Consider the following 18,197-nt stretch of genomic DNA (forward strand, 5'->3'; position numbering starts at 1 on the left):
GGAAAACGCGAGAGGGGAGAACCTTTTTCAACAGGTGTCCCCTCTCGCAATGTCCTTTTTCAACATGAAAATGCCCTAATACAAATCATGCTCCCGCAGCTGGAAGCGGCCGGCATGCTTCTCGAATTCCAGGGCCACGGGATCGCGGAGGTACTGTTCGGTCAGCAGGCCCTGGTCGATGAGCAGGCGGATGCGACGTTGCAGGGACGAGTCCTCCAGCTCAAAGCGACAGCCCAGCGCAGTGGCGTTGTGCCGCACCACCACCAGCGGCGCTTTTGCGATGACCAGTTCCTGTTGGAACAGCAGATCAGCATACAGTTGTTCGCCCACCTGAAACTCGCGTTCCGGCGATGCGATGGCAAAGCCGGCACCGGTCTCGCTGATGTTCTGCACATCCGCATTGCCCACCAGCAATCCCAGGTAGGCAGTGAGGTCGTGCAACACATGGCGCATGGCGCGACGGCGCTCTTGTGGGGTGGCGACACTCCTGGAGGGCGGCGCAAGCGGCGCGGCCGCTTCGAGCGGCGGTTGATTCGGCAAATACAGGGAATCCGTGCGGCTCACTTGGCCGCAATGCGAACACTTGACCAGCACGCCAATGTGTCGGGCGCTCAGTTCACGCCGCAACCCGCAGTGAGGACAGGCGAAATACGCCGCGTTGGGAGCTGGCGGCAGAATGCGATGGCTGCAGTTGTGGCACCGAAACGCCGTTTTGGGCTGCAAGGATCCCACGGCCAGGAAGATGTTGCACTGCGGACAAAACATGCGCATGACTGGTTCCCCCAGGTCATATCATCATGCCGGCGGCAAAATTGTAAAGACCGAATTGCCGGACGGCGGGGCCATTTTCGGCCCGGAGTTTTCTTTGCCTCCCCTGGCCCTTGCTGGTACGGTACAGGGGCCAGCCAGGCGACGGATGCAGCCAGGCTGATCTTTTTGCTTTCGGAGATTCTTGTGAACCCCCCGCATGTTTCGTCGCTGTTGCTGGAAGACACCCAGAACCAGGCCGCGCCATGGCCCATTTTCATCGACGCCGTAGGCGTCTGCGGCCTGCGGCTGCCCGTGCTCGTGGCAGACAACGCCCGCGCCCCTCAACTGGTCACCGCCACCCTGTCCCTTTCCGCCAGCCTGGCGCATGACGCCAAGGGCTCGCATATGAGCCGGTTTGTGGAAGTGCTGGAGGAAGCCCGCACCCAGGTATTCTCGCCGCAGCGGCTGGCCGCCCTGCTGGACGAGCTGCGCCGCCGCCTGCAGGCCCGGCAGGCCGCCCTGGACATGGCGTTCCCCTTCTTCCTGGAACGTCGCGCCCCGCATACCGGCGCCGCGGCCCTCATGGACTATGCGTGCAGCTACCATGTGCGTTCCGGCGATGCCGATCCGCAATTCACCCTGGCCGTGGAAGCCCCGGTGGCGGCCCTGTGCCCCTGCAGCAAGGCCATCAGCGATTACGGCGCGCACAACCAGCGCGGCCGCATCCGCATGGAGATCACGCCGCGCCGGGCTGCCGAGGGCGGCTGGGACGTGCCGGGCATCGAGGAATGCATTGCCGTGGCCGAGGGCGCTGCCTCCTCCCCGGTCTATCCCCTGCTCAAGCGGCCCGACGAGCGCGTGGTGACCATGCGCATGTACGAAAATCCCGTCTTCGTGGAGGACATGGCCCGCCACACCGCGGCGGCCCTCATGGCCGACGAACGGGTGCAGGCCTTTCGGGTGCACGCGGAGACCCTGGAATCCATCCACAACCACAACGCCTTTGCCCGCATCGCCTGGACCAGGGACGCCTGAGCCTCCCCGCATCGCCTGGACCAGGGACGCCTGAGCCTCCCCGCAGCCGAGGCACGCACAACAGCCGGCGAAGGATCCGCTCCTTGCCGGCTGTTGTGCGTAGCAAGGCAGCCCTGGCGGCTACCCTTTGTAGATTTTTCCGGTAACGGAATAGATGAGATGGCTGGCCACGTTGGTGACGTGATCGGCCAGGCGTTCCAGGGAGCGGGCCACGAAGATGAGCTGGGAATTCACGGCCAAGTGCTCCGGATGGGCGGCGATCTCCTCGTGCAGCGTCTGCATGAGGGCCAGATAGGCCGCATCCACGGCGTCGTCGCCTTGCCACACGGCCACGGCGGCTTCCTCGCTTTCTTCCTCCAGGGCCTTCACCACGTCCGCCAGCAACTGCTTCGCCACATCGGCCAGGGCCTCGACCTTCTCCATCACCACATCGGAGGGGGCGGCGGGCATGGCCAGGGAGCTGCCGGCCACGCTGGCGGCATAGTCGGCCACGCGCTCCAGGTCCGTGGCCATCTTGAGGGCGGCCACCACGTGGCGCAGATCTGTGGCCACGGGCTGACGGGTGGCCAGCAGGCCCACGGTCAGGGTATTGACCTGGGCGTGCATGGAGTCCACCAGATCGTCCGCGCGCAGGATGGCGTGGGCCAGATCGGCGTCCCGGGTGCGCAGGACCTGCACCGCTTTCTCCAACTGCACCAAGGCCTTCTCTCCCATGCTGACCAGCAGGGAGGTCATGCTTTCCAGCTCTTCGTCAAAAGAGCGGACAATATGCGGTTTATCTTTGGCCGTCATACAATTCCTCGCAAATGGCCTAGCCGAAGCGGCCAGTGATGTAATCGTGCGTCAATTCATGGAGCGGGTTCGTGAAAATCTGCTCCGTGGGGCCGATTTCGATGAGGTCGCCCAGGTGAAAATAGGCTGTACGCTGGGAAACGCGGGAGGCCTGCTGCATGGAATGCGTGACGATTGCGATGGCGAAATGTTCGCGCAGTTCGTCGATCAAGTCTTCGATAATCGACGTCGCAATGGGGTCCAGGGCGGAGCACGGCTCATCCATGAGGATGACTTCCGGACTCACGGCGATGGTGCGGGCAATGCACAGGCGCTGCTGCTGCCCGCCGGAAAGCCCGGTGCCGGGCTGGTCCAGCCGGTCCTTGGCCTCGTTCCACAACCCGGCGCGCTTGAGGGACGTTTCCACAATCTCGTCCATCTCGCTCTTGGTGTTCACCAGGCCATGGATGCGCGGCCCATAGGCGATGTTTTCATAAATGGATTTTGGGAACGGGTTGGGCTTCTGGAACACCATGCCCACCTGGGCCCGCAGGGGGACTACGTCCACCTTGGGATCATAGATGTTCCGGCCGTCCAGTTCAATAAGTCCGGTGACGCGGCAGCTGTCGATGGTGTCGTTCATGCGGTTCAGGCATCGCAGGAAGGTGGACTTCCCGCAGCCCGAGGGACCGATCATGGCGATGACCTCGTTGTTGCCGATGTCCATGGACACGTTGTTGATGGCATGCTTGTCGCCGTAATAGACGTTGACATCCACGCAACGCATGCGCGGTTCGGGAACGTGCTGGGTCCCGACGGTCTGGCGATTGTCGCGGGGGACGCGTTTGGGCCCCTTTCCGGAGGCGCCGGCCTTGGCCGTGGCGGAGGATGCGTCGGGGGTGCGCTCGTCCATGGCGGTGTTCCTGTCTGAATTCCTGAATGGAGAGTGAAAAGTGATGCAACAAGAGGCAGGCGGGNGGGCCGGCAGCGCTGGCATGCCGGCCCGCCTGGACAAGAATGCCTACTTCAGGGCGCCGCAGTCAACGGGGGTCAAGCCCTTGGCTTTGGCAGCGAATTCCTTGCGCTCGGCGTCGGGCATGGGGATCATGCCCTTGGAGGCCAGGTAACCGTCCTTACCCCAGGCCTTTTCGCTGGTGAATTCAGCCAGGTACTCAGGAATGCCGGGAATGACGGAAGCATGCGCCTTTTTCACGTAGAAGTACAGGGGGCGGGACACGGAGTACTTGCCGGAGGCGATGTTGTCGAAGGTGGGGGCAACGCCATCCACTTCGGAACCCTGGATCTTGTCGGCGTTCTGGTCCAGGAAGGAGAAGCCGAAGATGCCCAGGGCGCTGGGGTTGGCGTCCAGCTTCTGAACAATGAGGTTGTCGTTTTCGCCAGCGTCGATGTAGGCGCCGTCTTCACGAATGGTGTGCGCGTAGGCTTTCCACTTCTTGCCGTCTTCCTTTTCCAGGGCCTTCAGGAAGGGGGAGGACTTGGCGCCGACTTCCATCACCAGTTCGAGGAAGGCGTCACGGGTGCCGGATGTGGGAGGGGGCCCGAGCACTTCGATCTTGGCGGCGGGCAGCGCGGGGTTCACTTCCTTCCAGGTCTTGAAGGGGTTGGCGACCATCTTGCCGTCAACTTCCACTTCCTTGGCCATGGCGCGGTACAAATCCACGATGGCCAGCTTGAACAGCCCGGTCTTCTTGGAGTTGGCGATGACAATGCCGTCGTAGCCGACCTTGACTTCCACCACTTCCTTGACACCATTCTTCATGCAGTCTTCGCACTCGGACTTCTTCATGCGGCGGGAGGCGTTGGTGATGTCGGGGTGGCCCACGCCCACGCCGGCGCAGAACAGCTTCATGCCGCCGCCGGTGCCGGTGGATTCAATGGTGGGCGTCTTGAACTTGCCGCCCTTGCCAAAGGTTTCCGCAACCACGGTGGAGAAGGGGTAGACCGTGGAAGAACCCACGACCTTGATGGTGTCCCTGGCGGCCTGGGCGTGCGCGAAGTTCACGCTGGTGGCCAGCAGCAAAGCAGCCGCTGCGACGGTGAGACCTTTCAACATGATGTTCCTCCTCAGGAGCATTGTGCAAAGCACGTGTGTTGTTTGCGTTGCTGTATATCCAAAGCTGCCAGGCGGCCCTGCGGAGTGCAGAGGCCGTCGGCCATTACCAACGACGTTCGAATTTCTTGCGCAGAATCACCGCCAGGGCGTTCATGGCCAGCAGGAAGACCAACAGCACGATGATGGCCGCGCTGGTCTTTTCCCGGAAGCCGCGTTCCGGCGAGTCCGACCACAGGTAGATCTGCACCGGCAGGGCCGTGGCGGCGTCCGTAATGCCTTGCGGCACGTCCACGATGAAGGCCACCATGCCGATCATCAGCAGCGGCGCCGTTTCCCCCAGGGCGCGGGCCATGCCGATGATGGCCCCGGTGAGCATGCCCGGCATGGCCAGGGGCAGCACATGGTTGAGCACCGTCTGCAACTGGGAGGAACCGATGCCCAGGGCTGCCTCCCGGATGGAAGGCGGCACGCTTTTCAGGGCCGCGCGCGAGGCGATGATGATGACCGGCAGGGTCATCAGGGTGAGCACCAGACCGCCCACCAGCGGCGCCGAGCGCGGCAGCTCGAAGAAGTTCAGGAACACCGCCAGCCCCAGCAGACCGAACACGATGGAGGGCACGGCGGCCAGGTTGTTGATGTTCACCTCGATGAGGTCCGTCCACTTGTTCTTGGGCGCGAACTCTTCCAGATACACCGCCGCGGAGATGCCAATGGGGAACGAGAGCAGCAGCGTGATGAGCAGGGAGTAGAAAGACCCCATCACCGCGCCCCAGATGCCGGCCTGCTCGGGCTCGCGGGAGTCCCCGGTGGTCAGGAACACGGTGTTGAACTTCCGTTCCAGCAGGCCGCGTTTCTTCAGGGAATCCACCCAGGCAATCTGCCGGTCACTCATGCGGCGCTCGATTTCGGGCACGTCGCGGTCGATGTGGCCCTTCACCAGCTGATCCACGTCGTCATCGGCCAGCACCCACAAGGTGACGGACTTGCCGATGAGAGACGGGTCCGCAAAGACGGCCTTTTCCAGATCAAAGGGCGCGCTGTTGCTGATGAAGTTGTCGATATCGCGCACTTCGCGACGCTCGGTCACCTCGGGAAAATAGCTGCGGATGGCCTGCTTGATGAACAATGGATAGTTGGCCGCGTTCAGATTCTCGCGGTCGAACTCCGCTTCCGGCAGCGCCACCTCCAGCTTGAGGTACGTCTGGGTGAAGGCGGGCAAGCCGTCGTACACGATGGTCACGAACAGCAATCCCAGAAAGCACAGGCTGATGACGATGGCCGAGAAGCCGTACAGCCGAAAGCGCTTCTCCGCAGCATAGCGCTTGGCCAGCCCGGCGTTGACAATGTCGATGGGGCGCGGCTTGGTGGTGGTGTTATTCATACTGTTCCCGATACTTGCGCACGACATGCAGGGCGAAGATGTTCAGACACAGCGTCACCAGGAACAGCACCAGCCCCAGGGCGAAGGCCGCCAGGGTCTTCGGGCTGTCGAATTCCTGGTCCCCGATGAGCAGCGTGACGATCTGCACCGTCACGGTGGTCACGGTTTCGAAGGGGTTGAGGGTCAGATTGGCCGAGAGCCCGGCCGCCATGACCACGATCATCGTTTCCCCGATGGCGCGGGACATGGCCAGCAGCACCGAGCCCACAATGCCCGGCAGGGCAGCAGGCAACACCACCTTGCGCACCGTTTCCGAGGACGTGGAGCCCAGGGCCAAGGCGCCGTCGCGCAGGGATTGCGGCACGGCGTTGATGACGTCATCAGACAGGGAGGAGACAAAGGGGATAATCATGATCCCCATCACCAGCCCGGCCACCAGCCCGCTTTCCGAAGAAACACTCAGCCCCACGGCGCTGCCCCAATCCCGGACAATGGGCGCCACGGTAAGAGCGGCGAAGAAGCCGTATACCACCGTGGGGATGCCAGCCAGAATTTCCATGAGCGGCTTGGCCGTGGCGCGGAACTTGCGCGAGGCGTATTCAGACATGTAGATGGCCGCCATCAGCCCGATGGGCACAGCCACCACCATGGCGATGATGGAGATGAGCGCCGTGCCCACGAACACCGGGACAGCGCCGAATGCGCCGGACCCGCCCACCTGATCTTCCCGGATGGCCATCTGCGGGCTCCACTCCAGCCCGAAGAGAAAATCCTGCACCGGAATGATCTTGAAAAAGCGGATGGCCTCGAACAGCACCGAAAGAATGATGCCCACAGTGGTGAAGATGGCCAGCATTGAACAGGCGATGAGCAGCCACTTGACCAGCCGCTCCACCTTGTTGCGGGCGCGCAGCTGGGGCGTGATGCCCTTGCGCGACAGCAGCAACCCGCCCGCGGCCAGCATGGCGCACACTCCCAGCAGCAGCACCCGGGAATACACGCGCAGCCGGATGAACTCGTCCGCCGCCTTGCGAAGTTCCGGCGAGGGATCCCCGCTCAGAATGTTGCCGCCCACCAGATTCTTGACGTCGTTGACCACCAGCCCGAGCCGATCCGGCGGCAAGGCCTGCACCTCTGGCGGCAGATGGGAAACCACCAGCCCGGTGATGACGCCGCCCTCGCTGGCCTGCCATAGTGCAAACACGATGATGGCCGGCCCGAAGCACCACAGCGCGGTGAGCGCCCCGTAATACCCGGGACGGGAATGCAGGTGGCGCAGCCCGGCAGGACCGCCGGCCACGGCAAACGCCCTGTTCCGCCCGAGCATGTACGCCACGGCGCTCAAGGCTAGCAACAACAGCAAGATGACATACGCTGGGATCATGGACTGCTCGATGACATGTGCGCTTCTGGAAGTCCCGGAAGGTTCAGGTTGCCGAATCCGGCCGCAGGTGCCGCACGGCCTGTGCGCTGGAAGCGGCATGCCCGCATTTCCCTCGCACCCGCAGACCATACCAACCGAGAAAGGTGACCACGTGACAAAACGTCACGATTCGGCAACAGTTCTGTGACAATATGATGACAATGCCGGCCTTGCCCAAAAAAGAACAGGCCGGCGCATGGGCCGGCCTGTTCTCCAAATCGTCACAAATCGCTTACTTGCGCGCAGCAAACACGGCCACAGTGCCGCTCACCTCGTTGGCCGTCACCACCAGGGCCTGGCCGGTGGGGCTGTCCTTGGCGGCGATGAACAGCACGCCTTCGGGCGCAACATCCCCGGCGGCTTCGGATTTCTGGTCGGCTGCGTAGTCGCGGCTGTTGATGTACTGCACGAAGCTGGCCTTGGCCGGCTCGGTCACGTCGTACACCATCAGGCCGCCCTGGCGTTCCAGGCCCACGAAGGCATAGGTGCGGCCGTCCACCACGCCCACGGTCACGCCCTCGGGCTCGGGGCCCTTGTCGTCGCTACGGTCGTCGAACTTTTCTTCGGCGTTGAAGTATTCCGGTGCCTCCTTGGCGATGATGCGCTCGAACTGGTCGGCGCTGTCGAACACCTGCGCCCCGGTGGCGGCGTTCCAGATGGAGAAGGAGCGCGCGCCATAGGCCACGATGCGGTCGGCCAGGCCGTCGCCGTCCGTGTCCAGCATGTCCTTGACCACCTTGAGGCGGCCAAGCTGCTTGTCGCGGGTGAGCCATTTGGCGTCGGGGAAGATGCGGTCGTTCAGGTAGACCTTGCCCAGGCGGGCTTCGTCGCTGTAGCCGTCGTAATCGCGGGAGTCACCCTCATTGGCCGTCACCAGATAGACCTTGCCCTTGGCGGCAAAGGCGGCGACGGAGTCCGGCATGTACAGGCCATGCACCGGCCAGGGCTTGATGTTGATCTTCTTGTCCTTGTCGCTGGCGTCCAGGCCGCCGGCCTTTTTCCAGTCCTTCATGCCCAGGGGCTTGATGTCCTTGACCTTGGCCGTGGCCACGTCCAGCACGGCGAAGGCGTTGTTCTCCTGCAGGACCACATAGGCGGTCTTGGAATCCGGGGACACGGCGATATACTCGGGCTCCAGATCCTGGGACACGGTGGCCTTGGGATGGGAGATGCGCACGCCCTTGGCCTGCAGCTGGGCTTTCTGGGTGTTGAAGCTGTGGAAGTAGGCCATGGTGCAGGTGGCGGCGTCCACGCCCTTGGCGAGGCTGATCACCGCGATGCTGCCTTCGGGGTCCACGCTGTAGTCTTTGTTGGGTTCGCCTTCGCAGGCGGCCAGCACGTACTTGCCGTCCGGGGTGAAGGCCACCATGTCCGGCAGCGCGCCCACGTCGAAGCGCTTGCGCACCGTGCCGTCCAGATTCATGAGGATGATCTTGCCGGAATCCTGTTTGGGATCGGCCTCCACAGCCACGGCCACCAGCCCGTTCTTCACGGCCACGCTGTTGATGCCGCCGCCATGCTCCTTGAGGGAGATGCTGGACTTCTTCACCGGAGCGGCGGGGTTGCTCAGGTCCACCACTTCCACGGCCGTCTCGCCGGCATTGACCACGAACAGCAATTTGGACTGGGGATCAAAGCTGCAGATTTCCGCAGCGCCTTCCCCGCCCAGTTTGAGGCCACCGATCTTTTCCAGATGCAGCGAGGCGGCGCCGGCCGGGGCTGCCGCAAACACCAAGGCCAAACCCAGGGCCAGACGACGAACGAAGGGACGCATGCGCGGACTCCTTGTCTATGATGATATGCATGGACTGAAGCGACAGTCATGCCATGAACAAGGTGCCGCGCCGTGACGATCAGGCGACGTTTGTGCGGCGGGAATGCGCTAAAGCAAGGCATCTTTGAAGGGAGTTCTCGGGGGAAAACCTTTCTAAAGAAAGGTTCTTCCCCCGAACCCCCTTTCCAAAGATTTTTTTGGGTATAATTACAAAGAACTGTCAATTTTCTGGAAGGGGAGCGAGAGAGAGGGGAGAACCTTTTGCAAAAAGGTTTCCCCTCTCGCAACGTACGGCTCCAGACCCTACAGGGCCTGGACCACGCCGGACAGGGACTCGCAGCTCATGCCGAAGGCCTCGGCCACACCGCTGCAGGTAAGCTGGCCCTGCCAGGTGTTCAGGCCACGGGCCAGGGGGGCATCGTCCCTCAGGGCCTTGCAGCCCTTGTTGGCCAGGGACAGGGCATACGGCAGGGTCTGGTTCACCAGGGCAAAGGTGGAGGTGCGGGGCACTGCGCCGGGCATGTTGGCCACGCCGTAATGGACCACGCCATCCACAACATAGGTGGGATCGGCGTGGGTGGTGGCCTTGATGGTCTCCACGCAGCCGCCCTGGTCCACGGCCACATCCACAATGACCGAGCCGGGCTTCATGCACGGCAGCATCTCCCGCGTGACCAGCCGCGGCGCCTTGGCCCCGGGGATGAGCACCGCGCCGATCACCAGATCCGCCTTGCACAGGGCAGCACGGATGTTCGCCTCATGCGACATGAGCGTCACCACGCGGCTGTGGAAGATGTCGTCCAGATACTGCAGCCGGCTGTGGTTCACGTCCAGCACGGTCACGCGGGCGCCCATGCCCACGGCAATCTTGGTGGCGTTCACCCCCACCACCCCGCCGCCGAGGATGACCACTTCCGCCGGCTCCACGCCCGGCACGCCGCCCAGCAGCATGCCGCGGCCGCCGTGGGGCTTTTCCAGGCACTGCGCCCCCACCTGCGGGGCCATGCGGCCGGCCACTTCGCTCATGGGCACCAGCAGGGGCAGCGCGCCATTGTCCAGCTGCACGGTCTCGTAGGCCACGCCGGTGGTCTTGCTTTCCAGCAGGGCTTCGGTCAGCGGCTTGTCCGCGGCCAGATGCAGGTATGTGAAAAGAAGGAGCCCATCGCGCAGGTACTTGTATTCCTGCTGGATGGGCTCTTTGACCTTGATGACCATTTCTGCGGCCCAGGCGTCATCCGCCGAGACCAACCGCGCTCCGGCGGCGGCGTACTCCTCGTCGCGCAGGCCGCTGCCAACACCGGCGCCTCGCTCCACCAACACTGTATGGCCATTGCGCACAAACGCGCCCACCGCGCCGGGCGTCATGGCCACGCGGTTTTCCATGGTTTTGATTTCCTTGGGAATACCAACGATCATGCAGTGTGCCTCCTGGGCAGATCTATCAATAGTGCGGATCAAACAACCAGTTCCACCTCATGACCCATCCTTGCCCGGCTGTAAAGAGCCAGAGATCAAGAGAATGCACACAGCCGCCACAAGGATGCCGCCCGCCAGCAGCCAGCCCCACAGCCCGGCCGGCGTGGGGGAAATGCGGACCAGCGTCCAGCCCAGGGCGGCATGCGACACCCCCAGGACCTCAACGGGGCCCGGATCGCCGGGAAGGTCTTCCAGCCGCGCCGGTCCTTCCACAAGCGCGGTCAGCAGCAGCCGGGACTGCGCTTCCGGACTGCCCAGCATGTTGGCGGCCGTGACCGCCCGGACCAGCCGGTTGGAGGCCGGCAACTGCGTGACCGGCGCGCCCAGCAATCGCCCGCGCTGATCCAGCAGACAAAAGACTGCCTCCCGCGCCGCGTCGGTCTGCGCCAGGAGAGTCAGCAAGGCCTGGGCTTCCTGCGTGCGCAGTTCGCGCTCGCGCCGGGCCGCGTCCTCCATGTCCAGAAACATGGCCAGGGTCCAGTTGAATTCCGGCAGATGCACCGCCATGCCCAGATGCGGCGTCATGCGGGCGGCGCCCCGGGCCTTCCAGTCGAACGCCGCCGAGGCGCGCCCCCACTGCCGGGCTTCCTCTCGCAACACGCGCAGCAGGGAGCGGCCGCGACGGTCGCGATAGGGGGACAGATCCAGCCCTCGCAAGGCGAGTTCGGGATAGGTCAGCGCGATGATGCGCGCATCGTACACAAAGCACAGCACGCCCGGTTCCAGGAACACATCGTCCAGCAGGGCCAGGGCCAGCGTGCCGGCATGCTCCCAGGTTTCCCGTGGGGGCAGGCGCTGCCGGCGGGCATCCTGCATGGCGAAGTCGGCCAGACGGCGGGCCATGGCGGCAGTCTGCTCCAGACGCTGCAGGCGCTCGCGCACGAGCAGCCGACGCTCGCCCAGCAGCCGGGCATAGGTCTGCTGCAATTGTCGGGTGACCAGCAGGGGTTTCGAAAAAAAATTACCAGCGGACCTCAATGCCGGCATAGGGGCCGGCGTCTCCCTCGGCGTTGGCCGCCAGACCCGGGGTGATGGACACCCGGCCGGCATCCGTCCGCAGGCCTACATAGATGCGGTTCTGGTCGAATACGAAGCCGGCGTTCTGTCCGGGCACGCCGCCGGCGGTGACGGTGAAGCGGCCGTTGGAGGAGAGTCGCGGCCGCTGGGTGGTCTCGGCTTCCGCCTCCATGGCTGGCGCGTCGCGTTGCATGGCCCGTTCCAGGGTGCGGGCCTGGGCGGCATCTTCCATGAACACGGTCAGCCGCAGCAGGGGGCCGGCCTCGGTCTCCACGGTCTCCAATTCAGGCAGGCAGCCTTCCAGCAGGTCCGGGAATCGGGTCTTGAGCAGCTGCCAGCCATCCACGGCGGCGGTTTCCTGACGGTACAGGCCCAGCGGCACGCGGAACTGCTGCGCCCTGATCGGGGTGGGAATCATCAAGGATACAACAAGACTGGCGAGAATCGCAGCACGCATGACACGCTCCTTTCCGGATGCGAATCCGGGGTTGCCATGCGTAGAGCAATCCATATGCCACAATTTTCGTCTTGCCAGGTTTTGCAGGGCAGGCCATCATGCAGCAAAGCAAGGAGGCGCCATGTTGCTGCCTGAAAAAGACGCCCGTTTCAAGTATTGCCCGTTGCTGACCACCTCGGACAACAAGCTGAAATTCTGCCTGGGCAGCCAGTGCATGATGTTCTGCTGGAAGCACCCGGAGCATCGCCAGGAAGATGACCTGGGCTACTGCGGCATGGCCGAAAAGCCCATGGGCGCGATGTAGCCAGAGAAAAAAAAGGAATTTTTAGGGAGAACTGCGTTCCCCTACGCGCCCTGTGTCAGGGAGCGCCGTGCAGATCCAGGACGCAGCACAGGGGATGCGGGCGAGGAATGGTCGGGAGACAGGGTGACATGACGGAAGCGGCCTTGCCGGCTGTGTCCACTGCTTCTGCCGTCACGCGGCAGCCCAGCCCGTACGGCGGGAGCAGGGTGACAAGCTCGGGATGGTCGCCGGGCAGCGTCATGCCGTCCAGGGCGGCGCATTGCGCGCAGGCTCCGGCAGCCACCCGCAGCCGCACCGTTGGGGGGGCTGCATTCAGCAAGTCCACGAGCACCGCCTTCCCGGCCTCGAACTGGTCCAGCAGGGCCTGGATGCGCGCCTCTGGCAGCTCGTGCTCCTGGAGCAGGTAGAACAGGGCCTGCCCGGTGACGCAGCCATAGAACGGGTGCGCCCGCTTGAGGCTGGATTCGTTCCACCAAGGCGTCATTGCAATAGATTCCAGGACGGTTTGACGATGTCCACCAACATGGCATGCACCAGTGGGTTTTCCGTCGTGGGGCAGGGATAAAAGAAGCAGTGCACCATGTCCCGCCGCTGGAAGGCGCGGTACAGCATGGTGTTCATGCGGCAGATGGCCTGATGCTGCGGCGCGTTGCACAGGGTCTTGGGGATCTCGCAGTAGTGCTGCAGACGCTGGGCGAAGTCCTCGCAGCGGCCAAAGTAGGCGATCTTGGCGTTGACCAGAAAGAAGTATACCCCCGGTCCGTCCAGGATCTCTGCTTCCTGCGTCTGCTCGATGAAGCAGAACGGGCCCCAGGTGCGACGCTCCCGGCGCTCATCCTCCACATAGTATTCGATGGCGTCGATGACGCCCTCGCGCTTTCGGGCCGTCAACCGGCTGACGTGCCGGAAGTTGCAGACCAGCTTCACATCCACGTCGAGGAGGAAGCCGGTCTCGTCGCGGCTGGTCGTGGCATTGGAGTAGATGAGCATGGCGAGTGTGGCCCAAGTGGTGGTCCGGCCCGCGGGGCTCCCCCAAATTTTCTGGAGGAAACCCGCGGGCCGGGGTGAATCAGGCAGGGCTTTGTTCCAGGGCAGGGGCCTGTTCCGGCGCAGGGGCCGCCGGGGGTTCGGTGAGGGCCAGGGGCCAGACGTCGCCGATGCGCTCCAGGGGATGCACGGTGATCTTGCGGCGCAATTCGGCGGGGATGTCTTCCAGGTCCTTGACGTTTTCCTTGGGGATGGCCACGTGCCCCAGACCCTGGGCCACGGCGGCGAGGATTTTTTCCTTGATGCCGCCCACGGGCAGCACCCGGCCGCGCAGGGTGATTTCACCGGTCATGGCCATGTTGCCGTTCAGGGGCCGGTTGGAAAGGGCACTCACCAGCGCGCCCACCAGGGCGATGCCGGCGGAGGGGCCGTCCTTGGGGGTGGCCCCGGCCGGCACGTGGATGTGGATGTCCACCTTGTCCGGGAATTCGGGATCAATGCCCAGCTCCCTGGCATGGCCGCGAGCGTAGGACAGGGCGGCCTGGGCGGATTCCTTCATCACCTCTCCCAGCTGGCCGGTGAGGGTCAGCTTGCCCTTGCCGGCCATGGTGGTGGCTTCGATGTGCAGAATCTCGCCGCCGTAGGGCGTCCAGGCCAGTCCCAGGGACACGCCGGGAGGCAGATCGGTTTCCGCCTTCTCGTCCGTGTAGCGGGGGATGCCCAGCAGCTTGCGCACGCTCTGGCTGGTGACCTTGAAAGGACCGCCCTCGCCCTCGGCCTTCTTGCGGGCCAGCTTGCGGAAGACGGCGCCCACCTCGCGCTCCAGGTTTCGCAACCCGGCTTCACGGGTGTATTCCTTGACGACCTGCTGCAGCACCGAGTCGGACATTTCCACATCCTTCACGCCGAGACCGTTTTCCTTGGCCTGACGGGGGATGAGGTACTTGCGGGCAATCTTGATCTTTTCCTGCATGGTGTAGCCGGGGATGCGGATGATCTCCATGCGGTCCATGAGGGCCGAAGGGATGGTGTCCAGCTGGTTGGCCGTGCAGATGAACATGACCTTGGAGAGGTCGAAGGGCACGTTCAGGTAATGGTCCTGGAAGCTGAAGTTCTGTTCCGGGTCCAGCACCTCCAGCAGGGCGGAGGAGGGGTCGCCGCGGAAGTCCGTCCCCACCTTGTCGATTTCATCGAGCATGATCACCGGGTTCTTGGTCTTGGCCTGCTTGATGGCCTGGATGATGCGCCCGGGCATGGCTCCGATATACGTGCGGCGATGGCCGCGGATTTCCGCTTCGTCCCGCATGCCACCCAGGGACATGCGGTGGAACTGCCGGCCCAGGGACCGGGCAATGGACCGGCCAAGGGAGGTCTTGCCCACGCCAGGAGGCCCCACAAAGCACAGGATGGGCCCCTTCATCTTGGGGTTGAGCTTGCGCACGGAGAGGTATTCCAGGATGCGGTCCTTGACCTTGTCCAGCCCGAAATGGTCCTCGTTAAGGATGCGCTTGGCTTCCTTGATGTCCAGGCGGTCCCGGCTCTGCTTTTTCCAGGGCAATTCCACCAGCCATTCCAGGTAGGTGCGGATGACGGAGGCCTCGGACGATTCGCTGTGCATGGCGGAGAGCCGCTTGAGCTGTTTTTCCGCCTCGGCCTTCACTTCCTTGGGCAGGCCGGCCTTGTCCAGGGCCCGGGCCAGTTCCTCCAGCTCCTCGTTTTCGCCCTCCATCTCGCCCAGTTCCTTGCGGATGGCCTTGAGCTGTTCGCGCAGGAAGTAGTCCTTCTGGGCCTTGTCCATGCCTTCGCGGGCGCTGGTCTGGATCTTGGCCTGCATGGCCGCCAGCTCCAGTTCCCGGGCCAGCTGGGTGTTCACCAGGTGCAGACGGTCCAGGGGATCGCGGGCTTCGAGGATCTGCTGGGCTTCGTCCACCTTCATGCGCAGGTTGGAGGCCACCAGATCGGCCAGGCGGCCGGGCTCGTTGACGCTGTTGAGCACGCCCATGATGTCCCCGGGGGCGATGCCGCGCAGGGAGAGAATTTTTTCGCTCTGCTCACGGGCCGCGCGCATGAGGGCCACGTGCTCCAGGGAAAGTTCCTTGATGTCTGGCTCTTCCAGCAGGGAAATGCGTGCGGAGGTGAAGGTCTCCGACTGCCGGAACTCCTCCACCGTGGCCCGGGTGACGCCCTGCACCAGCACCTTGAGCCGGCCGTCGGGCATCTTGAGCATGCGCATGATCTGGCACACCGTGCCCACGGTGTACAGATCTTCCGGCGCGGGATCGTCCACCTGCTCGTCACGCTGGGAGATCACGAGCAGATAGCGGTGCGTGTTCAGCGCCTCGTTCACCGCGGCCACGCTCTTGTCCCGGCCCACGAACAGGGGCAGGATCATATACGTGAAAATGACGATATCGCGCACTGGCAGCACCGGCATTTCCTGGGGCACTTCCTGGAGGCCGCCCAGGGGCTGCTCGGAGAGATCGGGATCGTTGGTGGTGATGGGATGGTCCTGACTCATGATTGGCTCCTCGCCGTCTCAAAAAACTGTGGGGCAGTGCGCCTTTTTAAGGACTTCCGGGCGCAGCAGGCCCGGTTTGCCGAAAAAGGAGAGCGATGCAACGGCATTTGTATGCATCACAAGGGCATCTGTCCATAGCGGGGAGCGAAAAAACGCCGGAAACGGCGTGCAATCTCAGCGCAGGACAACAAATCCGCGCAGGGAGGGGTCTTCAGGCCGGTCGCTGCAGGCCATCGTTGCCACGCGGGCATGGGGCGGGCCGGCCTGCAGGGCGTCCATGGCCAGGGTCAGGGACTCGTCGGGACCCTGCAGCAGGGTTTCCACGCGGCCGTCGGGCAGATTGCGCACCCAACCCGCCAAGCCCAGGCGCAGCGCCGTCTCTTTGGTGAACCAGCGGAAGGCCACCCCCTGAACCAGACCGGAGACGAGACAATAGCGCGCGGGCATGGGAATCTCCTTTACAGCAACCCTTCCTGCTGCAGGCTGCTGTAGTCGTTCTGGGTGACGATGAGGTGATCCAGCACCCGCAGGCCCACGGCCTGGGCGCCCTGGATCAGCTCCTGGGTGATGGCGACATCTTCGCGCGAGGGCCGGGGATCGCCGCCGGGGTGGTTGTGAACCAGAAAAATGCCGTGGGCCTGACGCTCCAGGCCGAGCTTGAGCACCTCCCGCACATAGACCGGCGCATGCCCCACCGTGCCCTTGCTCACCTGCTCCCAACTGATGAGCCGGAGCTTGGCGTCCACCAGGGCCACCCAGAATTCCTCGGCCTTGAGGGCTCCCAGGCGGCTCATGGCCATGTTTGCCACCACGGAAGGGTGACTCAGGGAAATGCGGGCCTTGGGCGGCTGCTGGTCTGCCCGGGCGCGGCATTCCTGCAGGAGCTTCCAGAACAGTTCCGTGCCCTGGCCCAGGCCTTCCACGCGGCGCAGATCCTCGGGCTGGGCGGCCAGCACGTCGGCCATGTTGCCCAGGCGTGCGAGCATGGCCTTGGCGATGGGCTTGGTGTCCCGCCGGGGCAGGGCGTAGGTCAGCAGCAATTCCAGCAATTCATAGTCGGCCAGGCTGGTGGGGCCGGCGAGAAAGCGCTCCCGCAGCCGCTGGCGATGGCCATGATAATGCGGCGCATCGCTCAAGGACGACCTCCGGACCGGGGGGACGCCTGACGCGCCGGCGGTCCCAGGGCCTGGGCCAGTCCGGCGATGAGCAGCTCAAGGGCCTGGCTGTCGTCCTTCTCGCCGCTTTTGATGCCGCGTTCGGCCTCCAGCAGCAGTTCCAGGCCCCGGGCAATGGCGGCCTCGGACAGCCGGCGGGCCAGGGCCAGTTTCTTATTGAGGATGAACGGCGGCAGCTGCACCGGCTCGTCGTGGCGGATTTGCCAGAGGATGCGCAGTTCCCGCGCGGCCACGGCCAAAAACCCGAAGGTGATGGATTGCTGCCCGCCCAGGGCGTTTTCCAGGACCTTTTTCCACAAGGTCACGGCTCCGGCGGCATCGCCGCCGCCGCCGCGCTGGACCATCTCCAGGAAGGCGAACAGATCCAGATCGGAGGTGTCATTCACCAGGGCCGCCATGGCCGGGGTGATGACGCCCGTTTCCCGCGAGGCCAGCAGGAGCTTCTCCAGCTCGCCTTCCAGGGCCGAGGCGTTCAGGGGCAGCACGGCCTGCAGGGCCTGCAGGGCATCGGCGTCCAGGGTCAGGCCTTCGGCGCGCGCCCACTCCTGCAGACGGCGGCGGATGTCGGCGGCGGTCAGTCCGGGGGATTGCCAGATCCAGCCGCGGTCCACAGCGGCGCTCCAGCAGGGCAGGGGCGGCTTGCCGCGGAAGTCCTTGAGGGGCTCCGGCAGCTTGGGCTTGCCGCGATCCCAGTCGCCTTCCAGGCAGAAGAACGGCCAGGCCTGGGAGGAGCAGCGGTTCAGCGCGGCGTTGAGGTGCTGCCAGGCGTCCACCTTCAGCTTTTCCGCATGCCGGACCACCAGCAGCCGTGGCACGCCGAGCATGTTTTCCAGGGTCAGGAGATTCCAGAAGCGGTCGGCCAGGCCTTCTTCACCCCAGAAGACGTGACGCTCCCAGCCGCTGGCATTGCCGGCAGCCAACTGCTCGATGCGCTCCTGCAGCAGCCGGCTGTCCGGACAGACGAGGAAGAAATATGGCGGGCGTGGTTTGGCCATGGGGTGAGGACTCGGCCCTTGCGGCCCCTGCCACAGGGTGGACGGAGGAGCCGGCCATGA

Annotated in this window: 18 protein-coding genes; 2 read left to right on the forward strand and 16 right to left on the reverse strand. The window is 64.2% G+C overall.

All coding sequences use genetic code 11. The features are described from left to right. Positions 1–75: 75 nt before the first annotated feature. Positions 76–771 (reverse strand): PilZ domain-containing protein, encoded by a 696-nt coding sequence (locus DGI_RS19035; protein ID WP_021760477.1) that lies wholly within the window; start codon positions 769–771, stop codon positions 76–78. A 183-nt stretch (positions 772–954) separates the two neighbouring features. Here DGI_RS19035 and folE2 point away from each other — a divergent pair, with 183 nt between their 5' ends. Beyond that, positions 955–1,785 (forward strand): GTP cyclohydrolase FolE2, encoded by an 831-nt coding sequence (gene folE2 / locus DGI_RS08735; protein WP_202961821.1) that lies wholly within the window; start codon positions 955–957, stop codon positions 1,783–1,785. A 120-nt stretch (positions 1,786–1,905) separates the two neighbouring features. On the opposite strand, the gene phoU is transcribed toward folE2, so the two are convergent. From phoU to DGI_RS08780, 9 genes are all read right to left on the reverse strand, one after another. Continuing rightward, positions 1,906–2,577, reverse strand: a complete 672-nt coding sequence (phoU, locus tag DGI_RS08740) for a phosphate signaling complex protein PhoU (protein ID WP_021760475.1) — start codon at positions 2,575–2,577, stop codon at positions 1,906–1,908. A gap of 19 nt (positions 2,578–2,596) precedes the next feature. Beyond that, entirely contained in the window at positions 2,597–3,343 is a 747-nt protein-coding gene (pstB, locus tag DGI_RS08745) for a phosphate ABC transporter ATP-binding protein PstB (protein WP_235619919.1), read from the reverse strand. 234 nt (positions 3,344–3,577) lie between these two features. Next, entirely contained in the window at positions 3,578–4,630 is a 1,053-nt protein-coding gene (locus tag DGI_RS08750) for a substrate-binding domain-containing protein (protein WP_034607239.1), read from the reverse strand. 103 nt (positions 4,631–4,733) lie between these two features. Next, positions 4,734–6,011 carry a phosphate ABC transporter permease PstA gene (gene pstA / locus DGI_RS08755; protein ID WP_021760472.1) on the reverse strand — a complete coding sequence of 426 codons (1,278 nt, stop codon included), beginning with the start codon at positions 6,009–6,011 and terminating at the stop codon, positions 4,734–4,736. Beyond that, a complete protein-coding gene (gene pstC, locus DGI_RS08760; RefSeq protein WP_021760545.1) occupies positions 6,004–7,395 on the reverse strand; it encodes a phosphate ABC transporter permease subunit PstC in 1,392 nt (463 codons plus the stop codon). The genes pstA and pstC overlap by 8 nt, the downstream gene beginning before the upstream one ends. Positions 7,396–7,666: 271 nt before the next feature. Further along, entirely contained in the window at positions 7,667–9,208 is a 1,542-nt protein-coding gene (locus DGI_RS08765; RefSeq protein ID WP_021760470.1) for a choice-of-anchor I family protein, read from the reverse strand. Between the two features lie 303 nt (positions 9,209–9,511). After that, complete coding sequence (gene ald / locus DGI_RS08770; RefSeq protein ID WP_021760469.1) at positions 9,512–10,624, reverse strand: alanine dehydrogenase; 1,113 nt, start codon at positions 10,622–10,624, stop codon at positions 9,512–9,514. Positions 10,625–10,681: 57 nt separating this feature from the next. Next, positions 10,682–11,611, reverse strand: coding sequence for a cache domain-containing protein (locus tag DGI_RS08775; protein ID WP_158407307.1), 930 nt, complete (start codon positions 11,609–11,611; stop codon positions 10,682–10,684). Between the two features lie 34 nt (positions 11,612–11,645). After that, positions 11,646–12,158, reverse strand: coding sequence for a hypothetical protein (locus DGI_RS08780; RefSeq protein ID WP_021760547.1), 513 nt, complete (start codon positions 12,156–12,158; stop codon positions 11,646–11,648). Between the two features lie 121 nt (positions 12,159–12,279). Between DGI_RS08780 and DGI_RS08785 the strand changes: the two genes are divergently transcribed. Then, positions 12,280–12,462, forward strand: a complete 183-nt coding sequence (locus DGI_RS08785; RefSeq protein ID WP_021760548.1) for a hypothetical protein — start codon at positions 12,280–12,282, stop codon at positions 12,460–12,462. A gap of 55 nt (positions 12,463–12,517) precedes the next feature. On the opposite strand, the gene DGI_RS17155 is transcribed toward DGI_RS08785, so the two are convergent. From DGI_RS17155 to holA, 6 genes are all read right to left on the reverse strand, one after another. Then, the gene (locus DGI_RS17155; protein WP_021760549.1) at positions 12,518–12,946 is read right to left on the reverse strand and encodes a hypothetical protein; all 429 of its coding nucleotides are present in this window, start codon (positions 12,944–12,946) and stop codon (positions 12,518–12,520) included. Next, positions 12,943–13,452 (reverse strand): GIY-YIG nuclease family protein, encoded by a 510-nt coding sequence (locus DGI_RS08795; protein WP_021760550.1) that lies wholly within the window; start codon positions 13,450–13,452, stop codon positions 12,943–12,945. The genes DGI_RS17155 and DGI_RS08795 overlap by 4 nt, the downstream gene beginning before the upstream one ends. A gap of 79 nt (positions 13,453–13,531) precedes the next feature. Further along, the gene (gene lon / locus DGI_RS08800) at positions 13,532–15,967 is read right to left on the reverse strand and encodes an endopeptidase La (protein ID WP_021760551.1); all 2,436 of its coding nucleotides are present in this window, start codon (positions 15,965–15,967) and stop codon (positions 13,532–13,534) included. A 174-nt stretch (positions 15,968–16,141) separates the two neighbouring features. Beyond that, positions 16,142–16,414 carry an acylphosphatase gene (locus DGI_RS08805; RefSeq protein WP_021760552.1) on the reverse strand — a complete coding sequence of 91 codons (273 nt, stop codon included), beginning with the start codon at positions 16,412–16,414 and terminating at the stop codon, positions 16,142–16,144. Between the two features lie 11 nt (positions 16,415–16,425). Beyond that, a complete protein-coding gene (gene radC / locus DGI_RS08810) occupies positions 16,426–17,103 on the reverse strand; it encodes a RadC family protein (protein ID WP_021760553.1) in 678 nt (225 codons plus the stop codon). Next, on the reverse strand, positions 17,100–18,137 hold the full coding sequence (gene holA / locus DGI_RS08815; RefSeq protein ID WP_021760554.1) for a DNA polymerase III subunit delta: 1,038 nt from the start codon (positions 18,135–18,137) through the stop codon (positions 17,100–17,102). Before holA ends, radC begins: the two co-directional genes overlap by 4 nt. Between the last annotated feature and the right edge of the window lie 60 nt (positions 18,138–18,197).

Origin of the sequence: Megalodesulfovibrio gigas DSM 1382 = ATCC 19364, assembly GCF_000468495.1 — a bacterium.
Taxonomy (GTDB): Bacteria; Desulfobacterota; Desulfovibrionia; order Desulfovibrionales; family Desulfovibrionaceae; genus Megalodesulfovibrio; species Megalodesulfovibrio gigas.

Coding starts and splice junctions, on each gene's coding strand:
- DGI_RS08785 (WP_021760548.1), top strand. CDS start 12,280: ATGTTGCTGCCTGAAAAAGACGCCCGTTTCAAGTATTGCCCGTTGCTG.
- DGI_RS08780 (WP_021760547.1), bottom strand. CDS start 12,158: ATGCGTGCTGCGATTCTCGCCAGTCTTGTTGTATCCTTGATGATTCCC.
- DGI_RS08765 (WP_021760470.1), bottom strand. CDS start 9,208: ATGCGTCCCTTCGTTCGTCGTCTGGCCCTGGGTTTGGCCTTGGTGTTT.
- pstA (WP_021760472.1), bottom strand. CDS start 6,011: ATGAATAACACCACCACCAAGCCGCGCCCCATCGACATTGTCAACGCC.
- lon (WP_021760551.1), bottom strand. CDS start 15,967: ATGAGTCAGGACCATCCCATCACCACCAACGATCCCGATCTCTCCGAG.
- ald (WP_021760469.1), bottom strand. CDS start 10,624: ATGATCGTTGGTATTCCCAAGGAAATCAAAACCATGGAAAACCGCGTG.
- DGI_RS19035 (WP_021760477.1), bottom strand. CDS start 771: ATGCGCATGTTTTGTCCGCAGTGCAACATCTTCCTGGCCGTGGGATCC.
- pstC (WP_021760545.1), bottom strand. CDS start 7,395: ATGATCCCAGCGTATGTCATCTTGCTGTTGTTGCTAGCCTTGAGCGCC.
- pstB (WP_235619919.1), bottom strand. CDS start 3,343: ATGCGTTGCGTGGATGTCAACGTCTATTACGGCGACAAGCATGCCATC.
- phoU (WP_021760475.1), bottom strand. CDS start 2,577: ATGACGGCCAAAGATAAACCGCATATTGTCCGCTCTTTTGACGAAGAG.
- DGI_RS17155 (WP_021760549.1), bottom strand. CDS start 12,946: ATGACGCCTTGGTGGAACGAATCCAGCCTCAAGCGGGCGCACCCGTTC.
- holA (WP_021760554.1), bottom strand. CDS start 18,137: ATGGCCAAACCACGCCCGCCATATTTCTTCCTCGTCTGTCCGGACAGC.
- DGI_RS08795 (WP_021760550.1), bottom strand. CDS start 13,452: ATGCTCATCTACTCCAATGCCACGACCAGCCGCGACGAGACCGGCTTC.
- DGI_RS08805 (WP_021760552.1), bottom strand. CDS start 16,414: ATGCCCGCGCGCTATTGTCTCGTCTCCGGTCTGGTTCAGGGGGTGGCC.
- DGI_RS08750 (WP_034607239.1), bottom strand. CDS start 4,630: ATGTTGAAAGGTCTCACCGTCGCAGCGGCTGCTTTGCTGCTGGCCACC.